Annotated in this window: 11 protein-coding genes; 5 read left to right on the top strand and 6 right to left on the bottom strand. The window is 70.4% G+C overall.

From position 1 onward, the window contains the following. Positions 1 to 68: 68 nt before the first annotated feature. The 3 genes from AB0M08_RS22320 to AB0M08_RS22310 all read left to right on the top strand — a co-directional run bounded on the left by AB0M08_RS22320 (position 69) and on the right by AB0M08_RS22310 (position 2,562). Entirely contained in the window at positions 69 to 995 is a 927-nt protein-coding gene (locus AB0M08_RS22320) for a glutamate ABC transporter substrate-binding protein (RefSeq protein ID WP_364496283.1), read from the top strand. Between the two features lie 107 nt (positions 996 to 1,102). Next, on the top strand, positions 1,103 to 1,759 hold the full coding sequence (locus tag AB0M08_RS22315; RefSeq protein ID WP_364496280.1) for an amino acid ABC transporter permease: 657 nt from the start codon (positions 1,103 to 1,105) through the stop codon (positions 1,757 to 1,759). Beyond that, entirely contained in the window at positions 1,756 to 2,562 is an 807-nt protein-coding gene (locus AB0M08_RS22310; protein ID WP_364496277.1) for an amino acid ABC transporter permease, read from the top strand. Before AB0M08_RS22315 ends, AB0M08_RS22310 begins: the two co-directional genes overlap by 4 nt. On the opposite strand, the gene rny is transcribed toward AB0M08_RS22310, so the two are convergent. From rny to AB0M08_RS22280, 6 genes are all read right to left on the bottom strand, one after another. Further along, complete coding sequence (rny, locus tag AB0M08_RS22305) at positions 2,543 to 4,267, bottom strand: ribonuclease Y (protein ID WP_364496274.1); 1,725 nt, start codon at positions 4,265 to 4,267, stop codon at positions 2,543 to 2,545. The two genes, AB0M08_RS22310 and rny, sit on opposite strands and share 20 nt — an antisense overlap. Before the next feature lie 2,035 nt (positions 4,268 to 6,302). Then, positions 6,303 to 7,001 (bottom strand): regulatory protein RecX, encoded by a 699-nt coding sequence (locus AB0M08_RS22300; RefSeq protein WP_364496271.1) that lies wholly within the window; start codon positions 6,999 to 7,001, stop codon positions 6,303 to 6,305. A gap of 14 nt (positions 7,002 to 7,015) precedes the next feature. Next, positions 7,016 to 8,062, bottom strand: coding sequence for a recombinase RecA (gene recA / locus AB0M08_RS22295; protein ID WP_364496268.1), 1,047 nt, complete (start codon positions 8,060 to 8,062; stop codon positions 7,016 to 7,018). Positions 8,063 to 8,258: 196 nt separating this feature from the next. Next, a complete protein-coding gene (locus tag AB0M08_RS22290) occupies positions 8,259 to 8,459 on the bottom strand; it encodes a DUF3046 domain-containing protein (protein ID WP_364496265.1) in 201 nt (66 codons plus the stop codon). 248 nt (positions 8,460 to 8,707) lie between these two features. Continuing rightward, the gene (locus AB0M08_RS22285; protein WP_364496262.1) at positions 8,708 to 9,373 is read right to left on the bottom strand and encodes a UdgX family uracil-DNA binding protein; all 666 of its coding nucleotides are present in this window, start codon (positions 9,371 to 9,373) and stop codon (positions 8,708 to 8,710) included. Between the two features lie 175 nt (positions 9,374 to 9,548). After that, positions 9,549 to 10,895: an aminotransferase class I/II-fold pyridoxal phosphate-dependent enzyme gene (locus tag AB0M08_RS22280; protein ID WP_364496259.1), complete on the bottom strand. Its 1,347-nt coding sequence runs from the start codon at positions 10,893 to 10,895 to the stop codon at positions 9,549 to 9,551. A 64-nt stretch (positions 10,896 to 10,959) separates the two neighbouring features. Here AB0M08_RS22280 and AB0M08_RS22275 point away from each other — a divergent pair, with 64 nt between their 5' ends. Further along, a complete protein-coding gene (locus tag AB0M08_RS22275; protein WP_364496257.1) occupies positions 10,960 to 12,201 on the top strand; it encodes a bifunctional pyridoxamine 5'-phosphate oxidase family protein/GNAT family N-acetyltransferase in 1,242 nt (413 codons plus the stop codon). Positions 12,202 to 12,236: 35 nt separating this feature from the next. Continuing rightward, positions 12,237 to 12,893, top strand: coding sequence for a leucine efflux protein LeuE (gene leuE, locus AB0M08_RS22270; RefSeq protein WP_364496255.1), 657 nt, complete (start codon positions 12,237 to 12,239; stop codon positions 12,891 to 12,893). The last annotated feature ends 208 nt before the right edge of the window (positions 12,894 to 13,101 follow it).

The raw sequence follows: 13,101 nt of genomic DNA, 5'->3' as shown, positions 1-13,101 counted from the left end.
ACCCCACAAGGCCCCCACATCACATCCCCCGGGTTACACCGAAGTAGAGGAGAGAGTTGATCATGGGCATGAAGCGGGTTGCGGTACTGGCGACCGCGGCGGCGTTCGCTTTCACGCTGACCGCATGCGGCGAGGAGGGGACCCCCACGCCGAGCGGCGGGGACGGCAGTGCCGCCCCGATCTCGGACACCTGCTCGGCGTCGGGTGTCACGTTCACTCCGGACACCAAGGCGGCGATCACCGGCAGCACCACCTTCGACAAGATCAAGTCGGCCGGCACGGTCAACGTCGGCGTCAAGTTCGACCAGCCGAACCTCGGCTACAAGGACGCCACCGGCGCCCGGTGCGGCTTCGACATCGAGATCGCCCAGTACATCGCGTCCAAGCTGGGCGTCGACCCGGCGAAGATCCAGTACAAGGAGATCCCGTCGGCCAACCGGGAGACGGCGATCAAGGGTGGCGAGATCGACTACTACGTCGGTACGTACTCGATCACCGACAAGCGCAAGGCGGACGTCGCCTTCGCCGGGCCGTACTTCATCGCCGGCCAGGACCTGCTGGTCCGCAAGGACGACACCTCGATCACCGGCAAGGACACCCTCAAGGGTAAGAAGGTCTGCTCGGCCACCGGCTCCACCCCGATCCAGAACGTCCGGGACCAGGGCCTGACCGAGCCCGAGAACATCGTCGAATTCAAGACCTACTCCGAGTGCGTCTCGCAGCTGCTCGACGAGAAGGTCGACGCGGTCACCACGGACGACGCCATCCTCAAGGGCTACGCGGCGATCAGCCCCGACGACCTGAAGGTGGTCGGCGCGCCGTTCAGCGAGGAGAAGTACGGCATCGGCCTGCCGCACGACGACAAGGCGCTGCGCGACTACGTCAACGACGCGCTGGAGGCCTCCTTCAAGGACGGCACCTGGCAGAAGATCTACGACGAGACGCTCGGCAAGTCCGGCGCGACGGCCACCGCACCGGCCCTCGAGCGCTACTGATCCACACCGCTTCGGCCGGCATCCCGGGTGACCGGGGTGCCGGCCGACTCACTCGCCGGTCCGGGTAGGGCCGGCTCACTCGCCGGCCCGGGTACGAAGGACGGGGAATGACGGATTTCCTGAAGGTATTGACGGATCACACCGACCTCTTCGGCACCGGCTTCGCGAACACCGTGAAGCTCTTCCTGGTCGGCGCGGTGGGCAGCCTGCTGCTGGGCACCCTGCTCGGCGCGTTCCGGGTCTCGCCGATCCCCGCGCTGCGCTGGTTCGGGGCCGCGTACGTGAACGTCGTGCGCAACACCCCGCTCACGCTGGTCTTCGCGTTCCTGGTCTTCGCCGTCCCGAAGCTCGACGTGAACATCGACTACTTCCCCAGCGCCTGCATCGCGGTCACGGTCTACACCGCGGCGTTCGTCTGCGAGGTGGTGCGGGCCGGCGTCAACACGGTGGCGCCCGGCCAGGCCGAGGCGGCCCGCGCGCTGGGCATGACCTTCGACCAGGTACTCGGCCAGGTGATCCTCCCGCAGGCGCTACGCGCGATGGTCCCGCCGCTGATGAGCGTCATGATCGCGATGCTGAAGAACACCACCATCGCGGCCGGCTTCTCGGTGCTGGAGGCGGGGGCGATCCCGGCGTACATGGCGGAGCTCGGTGAGCCGCAGTTCTATGTGCTGCTCTGGATCACCATCGGCTTCCTGATCCTGATCACTCCCCTGGTGCTGCTGCAGCGGCTCCTCGAACGCAAGTGGGCGGTCGCGCGATGACGGTGCTCTACGACCTGCCCGGCCCCCGCGGGCGCCGGCGCAACACGATCATCGGCGTGCTCGCCACCGTGGCGATCCTGGCGCTGATCGCCTTCGTGATCTACCGGTTCGTGCAGACCGGCCAGTTCGAGGCCCGTCGCTGGGACCAGTTCAAGTACAAGGCCGTCCAGATGGAGCTGGTGAACGGCCTGCTCGCCACGCTCAAGGCGGCCGGGCTCGCGGCCGTGTTCGCGCTGCTCTTCGGCGCGGTCTTCGCGACCGGTCGGCTCAGCGACCACGCGGTCCTGCGGGCGCCGGCCACCTGGGTGGTCGAGCTGTTCCGGGCCATCCCGCTGCTCATCCTGATCTTCTTCGGGTACTACGTGCCGCTGCAGTACGGCTGGTCGATCGAGAAGCTGTGGGCACTCGTGATCGGGCTGACGCTCTACAACGGCTCGGTGCTCGCGGAGATCTTCCGGGCCGGGATCAACGCGGTGGCCCGTGGGCAGGCGGAGGCGGCGTACGCGATCGGCATGCGGAAGAACCAGGTGATGCGGCTGATCCTGCTGCCGCAGGCGTTCCGGGCGATGCTCCCGGCGATCGTCAGCCAGCTCGTGGTGCTGCTGAAGGACACCGCGCTGGGCTTCATCATCACCTACCCCGAGCTGCTGACCGTGGGGAAGACGATCGGTGGCCGGCTGTCGTTCGGTCTCCCGTACGTCCCGGCCTATCTGATCATCGCGGCGATCTACATCAGCATCTGCGGCCTGCTGTCGGTCTTCGCCTGGTGGCTGCAGCGAAGGCTCAACGTGCGAGCTCGGTGACCCGGGACTCCCGCACCACGGTCACGCGGATCTGACCGGGATAGGTCAGTTCCTCCTCGATCTGCTTCGCCACGTCCCGGGCCAGCACCGCCGCCCCGATGTCGTCGATGTCGTCCGGCCGGACCATCACCCTGATCTCCCGGCCGGCCTGCATCGCGAAGACCTTCTCCACCCCGATCTTGCCGCCGGCGATCTCCTCGATGCGTTCCAGCCTCTTCACGTACGCCTCGAGACTCTCCCGCCGGGCCCCCGGGCGTCCTCCCGAGCACGCGTCCGACGCCTGGGTGAGCACCGCCTCGATGGTCTGCGGCGGCACCTCGTTGTGGTGCGCCTCGATCGCGTGCACGATCTCCTCGTGCTCGCCGTACTTGCGGGCCACGTCCGCGCCGATCAGCGCGTGGCTCCCCTCCACCTCGTGGGTGAGCGCCTTCCCGATGTCGTGCAGGAACGCCGCCCGCTTCATGATCGGCACGTCCAGCCCGAGCTCGGCCGCCATGATCCCGGCGATGTGTGCGGTCTCGACCAGGTGTTTCAGCACGTTCTGCCCGTAGCTCGTGCGATACCGCAGCCGGCCGAGCAGCTTCATCAGCTCCGGGTGGATGTTGGTGATCCCGACGTCGACCAGCGCCTCCTCGGCCGCCCGGTCGCAGAGCCGCTCGACCTCGTTCTTGGCGCTGTCGAAGACCTCCTCGATCCGGTGCGGGTGGATCCGGCCGTCCAGGACCAGCTTCTCCAGGGTCAGGCGGCCGACCTCCCGGCGTACCGGGTCGAAGCAGGAGAGCAGGACCGCCTCCGGGGTGTCGTCGATGATCAGGTTGACCCCGGTGGTCGACTCGAAGGCCCGGATGTTGCGGCCCTCGCGCCCGATGATCCGGCCCTTCATCTCGTCGCTCGGCAGGTGCAGCACGCTGACCACGCTCTCCGCGGTCTGCTCGCTGGCGATCCGCTGGATGGCGTCGACCACGATGTGCCGGGCCCGGGTGTCCGCGGTGCTCCGCGCGTCCTGCTCGATGTCCCGGATCAGGATCGCGGCCTCCCGCTTCGCCTGCCCCTCGATCGACTCGATCAGCTCGCTCCGGGCCGTCTCGACGGTGAGCCCGGCGATACGCTCGAGCTCGCGGTGCTTCGTGTCTTCCGCCTCTTTTATCGCGATTTCTCGGCTTTTAAGGCTCGTCTCCCGCTTGATCAACTCGGCTTCCAGCGAACCGAGCCGGCGCTCCCGCTCGACCAGGCGCTCGACCTCCTCGGAGTGCAGCCGCTCCCGCTCGTCGATCCGGGCCGCGCGGCGCTCCACCTCCGCGGACTGCTCCTTCACCGTGGCGTTGAGCAGCGCGATCTCCCGCTCGCCGGAGCGCCGGGCCGCGGTGCGCACCTGCTCGGCGTCGGACTCGGCCTGCCGGTGCGCGTGCTCCAGGACGGTGTCGGCCTCGCTGTGCGCGTTCTCCAGCACCCGGCGGGCCTCGGCGCGGGCCGCCGCCGCCTCGGCCTTCGCCGCCGCGGCCTCCGCGCGTACCGACGCGGCCTTGGCGTTCGCGTGCTCGACCTTGGCCTGCGCGTCGCCGACCTCCTGCTCGCGGCGTTCCTGCGCGACCTGCCGATCGTCGCTGAGGCGGCGCAGCGCCCGGGCCCCGAGGAGCATCCCGGTGACCACCGTCGCGGCGAGCACGACGATCGCTATCACGAGCACCCAGATCCAGGGGGTCATCTCGCCGCGTCTCCCTTCGCCGCCGGCGCGGTGTGCACGCGCGCGGGCATCTCTGCTGGGATGCCCGACCAAGGCAGATGACCGCAGGCGGCACCGGACCCCGGGCTCACACGCTCCACCTTCCGGCTTCGCTCCGGCTACCAGCTTCGCCTCTCGGCGCGGCCGGTTGCCGCCTCTTCCCGATCCTCACGCTTCCCCGGTCCGGCGCTCCGGGACCCCCGGACTCGCGACCGTTCCGCGTCCCGGGCTCCCCGGCTCGCGACCGTTCCGCGTCCCGGGCCTCCCGGCTCGCGACCGTTCCGCGCTCCGGGCCTCCCGGCTCATCGCCGTTTCGCACGTTCCGCGGTTCGCGCCGCTCCCGGCATTCCGGTCGCCGCGCCTCGCTCCCGGCCTCCCGGTCGCTGTGTTCCCGGCGTTCCGGTCGGTGCCGCGGGCCGTCCCGGTCCGGCTCGGTGGGCTTCCACCGGGCCGTCCGGGGTCGCTCCGGCTGGGCTTCGCCCGCGCCGCGCCTTCTCACGTACGCCGCACCTCACGCATACGCGCTCGGCGTACACGCGCTCGGCGTACTCGGGAGAGCGCTCACGCACGCGCCGCGGAGCGGACCGCGCCTCCGGGTACGCGGCACCGTCCCGACCTTGGCATTCGCCCCGGTCCGGGTATGCGACCGGAACGTCGCGCCGCCGCCGTCACGTACCGGCGGGCGCCGGACGCCCGGATCGGCTGTGCACGTTCCCGGATCGCCGGGGATGGTCCCCGGCCCACCGGAGTGCTCCGGTCACGGCCCGGTCCCGCCCATCCGGCGAACGTCGCCGATCGGAACCTCTGCCGTCACCGAAACCCGTGCCGTCACCGGATCGATCCCCGCGTGCCCGGCTGTTACGGGCTCGCTCGATCCGGCGCCCGTCGTGCGGGAGTCGCGCCGCGTCACCGTGGCCGGAGCCGCTTCCCCAATATCAACGGACTGTGACATCGCCTTGAACGATTCATCGCTCGAGACACTGCCGCTTCCCGCCCCCGGGTCGGCTGCTGATGGCTCGGATCAGAGTGTGTGTAGTTGTGGGGTTGACCGCCGGTGTTCCCGACACCGACCGCGCGGTCATGCGGTCGGCGGAGGCCTCACGAACCGGAGCAGACCCCGACAAGTGATGCCGTAATGTGATGCGATCTATGTTGTGTGTGTTGCATGCGATGGTCGAACAAACCTTGTGTAACGCGAGGCTAGGTCGCGAGTACCGCTTCGGTCAAGGACTCATGATTCGGCAGCGGATAGGACGTACGGCACAGGACCCCTTACGCCCAGCTCACGAACTCGCCCGGATATTTCCGACGTGCCGGGATGATCGCCACTTCGAACACCCCCGCGCGACCGCTCCGAGTGACCCCCCGCACGGCTGTCGCATCGGCGACGACCACCCGCACAGCCCGCGACCACCCGACCGGACGGCACACTCAGCGTGACGATGCTCGCACCCGTCGCCGATCCACCACCCGCATCGGGCGTTTCGGCAGATTGGGCGACCGCCGCAGCTTTCCTCACATCAGGACTATATCGGCGCGATCAGCCAAGACTGGCACCAATGCCGCTGTGAATGCGCTGAACCCGGCCCGGTTCTCCACCCACCGTGGCCACCTCGCGCACAGCCGGTCCCGAACGATTCCCGGCTCTCCCGGTCATCGCCCCTCGGTATCCGCCTGCCATCACCCGGCGTCACCTTCGTTTCACCAACGTCGCTCCGGCCCTCTCCGCGCCCGCCTCCGAGGAACGCTCTCCTGTGAGGTCTATCCGGCGCGGACCCGGCTCGGTGGACACGCTGTCCGTCTTCCACCTCGATCGCGGGACGCAGCACTCTCGGCCGCGCTCTCGGCGTCGTTCTCTCCACCGCGCGCGCCGCACGTTCCCACCGCGGACTCTCGCCGCACGTTCCCACCGCGGACTCTCGCCGCGGACTCCCACCGCGGACTCTCGGCAGCGTGCCGCGCCGTCCGCCCGTCCCGACATTCACCTCGCCGGGTGTCCACCGACCGGGCGGTCTCGTCAGAGGTTCGCTTCGTCGGCCAGCGCGTCCGGATCGATGGCGTCGGCGAACGCCGCCGCCTCCTCGTCGCGGGCCGCCAGCGCGTCCTTGACCGCGCGGATCGCCACCCCCGCCGGGTAGCCCTTCCGCGCGAGCATGCCCACGAGCCGGCGGAACACCTGATCGGGCGTACCGGTGGCGGTCCGCAGCTTGCGATCGACGAGCGCCCGGGCGGTCTCCGCCTCCGCGTCCTCGTCGACCGTCTCCAGCGCCTCGCTCGCCACCTCAGCGTCCACACCGCGCTGCCGCAGCTCGTTCGCGAGCGCCCGCCGGGCCAGCCCCCGCCCGTGGTGCCGGCTCGACACCCAGGCTCGCGCGAACGCCGCGTCATCGATGATCCCGACCTCGTCATACCGGTCGAGGACCTCGGCGATCACCTCATCGGAGATCTCCTTGCGGGCCAGCGCCTTGGCGAGCTCGGCCCGGGTCCGCGGCCGCACGGCGAGCTGCCGCAGACAGATCTCCCGTGCCCGCTCCGGCTCACTCTGCCGTGGCTGCCGCTCACCCCGGCTCTCCCCCGAACCGTCGGTGTCAGGGGCGCGGCCGGGCACGAGCCGGCTCTCCCCCGAACCATCCGTATCGGGAGCGCGGTCGGGCACGGGCCGGGGCGGGATGGCATCCCATCCGCGCCCGGACCGTGCACCACGTCGTCCGGCCATCGCGGGTTACCGGATCAGAAGTCGACCGGCGGCAGCTCGGGGCCACCCGCGGCGTCACCGGCGGTCTGGCCGACGCCGAGCTTCTCCAGGATCTTCTTCTCGATCTCGGCGGCGACGTCCGGGTTCTCCTTGAGGAACTCGCGCGCCTTCTCCTTGCCCTGGCCGAGCTGGTCCCCGTCGTACGTGTACCAGGCGCCGGACTTGCGGATGATGCTCTGCTCGACGCCGACGTCGATCAGCGAGCCCTCCCGCGAGATGCCCTTGCCGTACATGATGTCGAACTCGGCCTGCTTGAACGGGGCCGCGACCTTGTTCTTCACGACCTTGACCCGCGTACGGTTACCGACGACGTCGGTGCCGTCCTTCAGGGCCTCGATGCGGCGGATGTCGAGCCGGACCGACGCGTAGAACTTCAGCGCGCGACCACCGGTCGTGGTCTCCGGCGAGCCGAACATGACGCCGATCTTCTCGCGCAGCTGGTTGATGAAGATCGCGGTGGTGCCGGTGTTGTTGAGCACGCCGGTGATCTTCCGGAGCGCCTGGCTCATCAGCCGGGCCTGCAGACCGACGTGGCTGTCGCCCATCTCGCCCTCGATCTCGGCGCGCGGCACCAGGGCGGCCACCGAGTCGATGACGATGACGTCGATCGCGCCGGAGCGGATCAGCATGTCCGCGATCTCGAGCGCCTGCTCACCGGTGTCCGGCTGGGAGACCAGCAGGGCGTCGGTGTCCACGCCGAGGGCACGCGCGTACTCCGGGTCGAGGGCGTGCTCGGCGTCGATGAACGCCGCGGTGCCGCCGGCCTTCTGCGCGTTGGCCACCGCGTGCAGCGCGACGGTGGTCTTACCGCTGGACTCCGGCCCGTAGACCTCGATGACCCGGCCACGCGGCAGGCCACCGACGCCGAGGGCCACGTCCAGCGCGATGGAGCTGGTCGGGATGACGGCGGTCTGCACGACCGGCCGCTCTCCGAGCCGCATCACGGAGCCCTTGCCGAACTGCTTGTCGATCTGTGCCAGCGCCAGTTCGAGCGCCTTTTCCCGGTCCGGTCCTGCCACCATTGCCGCCACCCCTGTAGTCGACTTCGCGTTCTTCGCCGAAGAGCTTTTGTTCACCACGGCCGACACGGTATGCGGTGGGTACGACAAAAATCCTCCACCCCACCGCGGCCTGTGGATGACCAAGCCGTTGTGGAGAATAGCCGAACACCTGTACGACGATCGAGCGACACGCCAGAACAAGCGTACGAAAATCGCGTCAATGCAGCTTCGAGGGCACCCGATCGGGGTACGCGGCCACGACAGCGCGCCAGATGGTAGCCGTTTCGACACCCTGCGCAATGGCTTGGTCGATAGTGCGCCCACCGAGCGCCGAGAAGGCGTGATCGGCCGCGATACTGCGGGCGTAGACGGAACCGAACGCCTGCTCCAGGCGCTCCCAGAAGTCGGTCAATCGCACGAAACGAGCGTACCCAGCACACCCGCCGCCTATCGCTCCGGGAAACGCCGAACTTCGCGGTGTGACCTCTGGCACGGCGCTTCCAGCAGGGCGCTCCGGCAAGATGCTTCCAGCCGGGCACCGTGCTTCCAGCCGGGCGCTCCGGCGAGGTGCTTCCGGCCGGGCGGGGCGCTTCCGACCGGGCGGGCGGGAATCGACCTGATCCGCCACGGCGGCGCCGCCACGCCGCCGTCACGATCCGCGAGGTCTCAGTTCGCGATCGCCGCCGCCGCGACTTTCAGGTCGTCCACGAGCCCGCGGTACGCGGTATCGCGGTCGTCCGCACGCAGCACCGCCGAGGGATGGATGGTCGCCAGAGCCTGGATCTGCGCCACCGGGAAGTCCTCCGGGTGCTGTGCCGACGCGGGCCACGGCATGAGCCGCCCACGCTGCTGGGTCACCCGGAACGACGGCCCGATCAGCGCCTTCCCCGCCGTGGCACCGAGCAGGACCACGAGCTCCGGCTGCAGCAGCGCGAACTCGGCGACCAGCCACGGCCGGCAGGACGCGATGTGCGCCGGCCCCGGCGTCTGGTGGACCCGGCGCCGCCCGCGCAGCTCGAAGCGGAAGTGCTTCACCGAGTTCGTAATGTAGAGGTCACCCGGATCGATCCCGGCGTCGTCCACCGCCTCCCGCAACAGCCGCCCGGCAGGCCCGACGAACGGCAGCCCACGCTGATCCTCCACGTCACCGGGCTGCTCCCCGACGAACACCATCCGCGCGCGCGGCGCCCCTCTCCCGAACACCGTCTGGGTGGCGTCCTCGTAGAGCTCACAGCCGTGACAGTCGGCGGCGGCACTCTTGAGTTCCTCGATACTCTGCGGATGCGGCGGTACCCAGCGTTTCGCGCCGGGCGGCGCCTCGGTCGATGGCATCCCCCCGTTCTACCCGCGCCCCCACCCGGCCCGCCCACCACCCCACCCACACGGATGACGCCACCGCCACCGCCACCGCCACCGCCACCGCCACCGCCACCGCCACCGCCACCGCCACCGCCACCGGATTGATGGTCACAAAGCAGTGGGCGGGTGGGGCGGGTGTGGGCGGTGGTCATCGCACTGAGGTGGTCGGTGACGGAGGGTTGACGGCGGTGGCGACGGCAGCGGCGAGGGGTGGGATGGAGTCGTCGTCGAGAGGGCTGACCGTGATCCGGACACCGGGTGGAGAGGAGGCCCGGAACAGAGAGCCGGGAGCCACCGCGTACCCGGAATCGCGAAGCGTGGCGATGGCGCGAGTCTCGTCGGGGACCTCGACCCAGACGTTGATCCCGGTCCTGCCGGTGGCGGGAACGCCCTGCGCCCGCAGGGCGGACAGGAGAGCACGGCGCCGGTGACCATAGGAGCCGGCCGCATGCTCGACGAGCGCGGCGACCTCGGGATCCCGCCAGAGGTGCAGGAGCAGGCGCTGGGAGACGGTGGAGACCCAGCCCATGCCGAGCCGCATCCGGCCGGCCACCCGGGAGACGCTGGTCTCGTCGCCGGCCAGGACGGCGACGCGCAGGTCGGGGCCGAACGGCTTGGACGCGGACCGGACGAAGGCCCACCACCGGGTCACCCGGCCGATGCAGTGCGGCGAATCCTCGGCAAGCTCGGCGGCATGATCGTCCTCCACCAGCAGGACGTCGGGCCAGGCGGCGAGGAGCTCGCGCAGAACGGCGGCCCGGGCCTCGCTGACCGCGGCGCCCGTCGGATTCTGCGCGCGCACGGTGATCACGACGGCGCGCGCGCCGGCCTGCAGAGCGGCCGCGAGAGACTCGGGATCGGGGCCCTCCTCGTCCACGGCGAACGGCAGGGTGCGCAGGCCCAGCGCGGCCGCCAGGTCGAAGACGTTGGCCCAGCCTGGATCCTCGACCGCGACCGCGTCACCCGGGCGCAGGTGGGCGGTGAGCAGGCGCTCGATCGAGTCGAGCGCGCCGGCGGTGAGGGTGATCGACGCGTCGCCGACCGGGATGCCCTGAGCGGTCAGCCGGGCACGCGCGGCCTCGGCCAGCTCCGGCATCGTGCCCGCGGAGGAGTAGCCGACCGGGTGGCCGATCTCCTCGGCGAGGGCGTGGAGCAGCTTGCCGAGCGGCGGGAGCAGGCTCAGGTCGGGCTCACCCGCCGAGAGGTCCAGCAGGCCACTCGGCACCGGCGGGAACAGCGCGGAGCGGGAGACCTCCACCGCGGGCCGGGAACGCACCCTGGTCCCCCGGCGGCCCTCGGTCTCCACGACACCGCGCTGCCGCAGATCCTGATATGCCTTCGCGACCGTGGCGGGGCTGACGTGGAGGGATCCGGCCAGCACCCGCACCGAGGGAAGCGCGGCGCCGGTGACCCAGTCACCTCGGACGATGCCGCTCTCGATGCTGGCGGAAATCGCGGCGGCGGTCTCACCGGAGACCTGATACTGTGCTGACACAAGAGAGAGTCTGTACTAGCACAGACTCGATCGCAAGTCGGATCGCCGAAACGGGGAGGCCCTGATGACCGACGTCTACACCGCGACCGGCCGCACCACCGCCACGCGGTACCGCGACCGGATGCACTACGACAGGGCCGCGGCGCACGCCGTCCTCGACGAGGCCTTCGACTGCGCGGTCGCCTTCGTGGTGGACGGGGAGCCCCGGGTGCTGCCGACCCTGCACGCCCGCGTCGGCGACACGCTCTACCTGCACGGCTCCACCGGTGCGCGGGTGGCACTGGCCGGGCGCGGCGACGGTGTCCGGGTGTGCGTGAGCGTGACGCTGATCGACGGGCTGGTCTACGCGCGATCCCAGTTCGACCACAGCGCCAACTACCGCTCGGTGGTCGCGCACGGTGTCGCCCGCCCGGTCACCGACCCGGCGGAGAAGGAGCGCGCCATGCACGCCCTGGTGGAGAAGGTGGGCGCCGGCCGGGCCGCGGACAGCCGCCCGCCGACCAAGCAGGAGATGGCGCAGACCAGCGTGCTGGCACTACCGCTGGTCGAGGTCTCGGTCCGCACCCGCTCCGGCGGGGTGCTCGACGAGCCGGAGGACCACGCGCTGCCGCACTGGGCCGGGGTGCTGCCACTCAAGGTCGTCGCCGGCCCGCCCGAGACCGAACGGGGTGTCGCCGCCGCTCCCCCGGCCTACCTACCCGGGCGGCCGGGTTCGCACTGGACGGACCCGGTGGTGTTGGAGGGACGGCACGTCCGCCTGGAGCCGCTGACCCCCGGGCACGCCGGGGAGCTGTTCGAGGCGCTGGACGACGCGGAGGTGTGGCGGCACATCCCGATCACCCAGCCGACCGGGGTGGAGGGTGTGGCCGCGATGATCGCCGACGTGCTCCGCGGCCAGTGGCAGGGCGACCGCGCCGCGTGGGCCCAGGTCGACCCGGTGACCGGCGCGGTGATCGGGATGACCACGTATCACGACATCGACGCCGATCGGCGGTCGGCCGCGATCGGGCACACCATGGTCGGCCGGAAGTGGTGGCGGACCGGTGTCAACACCGAGGCCAAACTGCTCCTGCTGGAGCGGGCGTTCGAGACGCTCGGCGCGGAGCGCGTGTTCTGGTATACGGACGTTCGCAACGAGCGCTCCCAGAACGCGATCGCCCGGCTGGGCGCGAGCCGGGACGGGCTGATCCGGCGGCAGCGCCTCCGGCCCGACGGGACCTGGCGGGACACGGTGCTCTTCGCCATGATGGCCGACGAGTGGCCCGCCGCCGCCCGGCGCCTGCGGGAACGCCTGGCTGCCGGATGATCTCCTTCCGACTTCGATCCGGGAAAGGATGACCCGTGCTGGGCATCACTGACTTCTGGACGTACGTGCTCGGCGTGGTGGCCATCGTCCTCCTGCCCGGCCCGAACTCCATCTTCGTACTCACGGTGGGCGCGCGCCGGGGCGTGCGGACCGGCTACGAGGCCGCGGCCGGAGTGTTCCTCGGCGACATGGTGCTGATGACGCTCTCCGCGACCGGGGTGGCCTCGCTGCTGCACGCGTATCCGCCGTTGTTCACGGCGCTGAAGTGGGCCGGCGCGGTCTACCTGGGCTGGATCGGGATCAACATCATCCGCAGCGCCTGGGGGAAGTGGCGCAGCCGTGCCGACGTGACGGCCACTCCGATCGTCGAGCAGGAACCACCGGGGATGCAGCGGCCGTTCCGGCGGGCACTCGTGGTCAGCATGCTCAACCCGAAGGCGATCCTCTTCTTCATTTCGTTCTTCATCCAGTTCGTGCAACCCGGGTACGCGCATCCGGCCGTGTCGTTCCTGATCCTCGGGGCGGTGGCGCAGTTCTTCAGCATGCTGTACCTGACCGCACTGATCTTCGGCGGGCGCTTCCTGGCCGGACAGTTCCAGGCCCGGCGACGGCTGGCCGCAGCCGGGGCGACGGGGATGGGGGCACTGTTCGTCGGCTTCGGCATCAAGCTGGCCACGGCGAGCGTCAGCTGACCGGCGAGCACCAACGGACCGGCAAGCGTCAGCGGACCGGCGGGCGTCAGCGGACCGGCGAGCACCCGATGGCCGGGGCCGCCGGAACTGCCGGGGAGCACGGCTTCGAACCTGCCCGGTGCTCGCCAGGCATCCCTCGCCAATAGATCGTGTTCCCGCTGGTCACGCTGCGCTGTCCGGATCGCGCGAGTGTCGATTGCTCGAATGG

Source organism: Actinoplanes sp. NPDC051851 (assembly GCF_040681165.1).
Taxonomy (GTDB): Bacteria; Actinomycetota; Actinomycetes; order Mycobacteriales; family Micromonosporaceae; genus Actinoplanes.
Note: the sequence above shows the minus strand (reverse complement) of the source record. Positions and strands in the feature narration are given on the sequence as shown.

Coding starts and splice junctions, on each gene's coding strand:
- AB0M08_RS22320 (WP_364496283.1), top strand. CDS start 69: ATGAAGCGGGTTGCGGTACTGGCGACCGCGGCGGCGTTCGCTTTCACG.
- AB0M08_RS22315 (WP_364496280.1), top strand. CDS start 1,103: ATGACGGATTTCCTGAAGGTATTGACGGATCACACCGACCTCTTCGGC.
- AB0M08_RS22310 (WP_364496277.1), top strand. CDS start 1,756: ATGACGGTGCTCTACGACCTGCCCGGCCCCCGCGGGCGCCGGCGCAAC.
- rny (WP_364496274.1), bottom strand. CDS start 4,267: ATGACCCCCTGGATCTGGGTGCTCGTGATAGCGATCGTCGTGCTCGCC.
- AB0M08_RS22300 (WP_364496271.1), bottom strand. CDS start 7,001: ATGGCCGGACGACGTGGTGCACGGTCCGGGCGCGGATGGGATGCCATC.
- recA (WP_364496268.1), bottom strand. CDS start 8,062: ATGGTGGCAGGACCGGACCGGGAAAAGGCGCTCGAACTGGCGCTGGCA.
- AB0M08_RS22285 (WP_364496262.1), bottom strand. CDS start 9,373: ATGCCATCGACCGAGGCGCCGCCCGGCGCGAAACGCTGGGTACCGCCG.
- AB0M08_RS22275 (WP_364496257.1), top strand. CDS start 10,960: ATGACCGACGTCTACACCGCGACCGGCCGCACCACCGCCACGCGGTAC.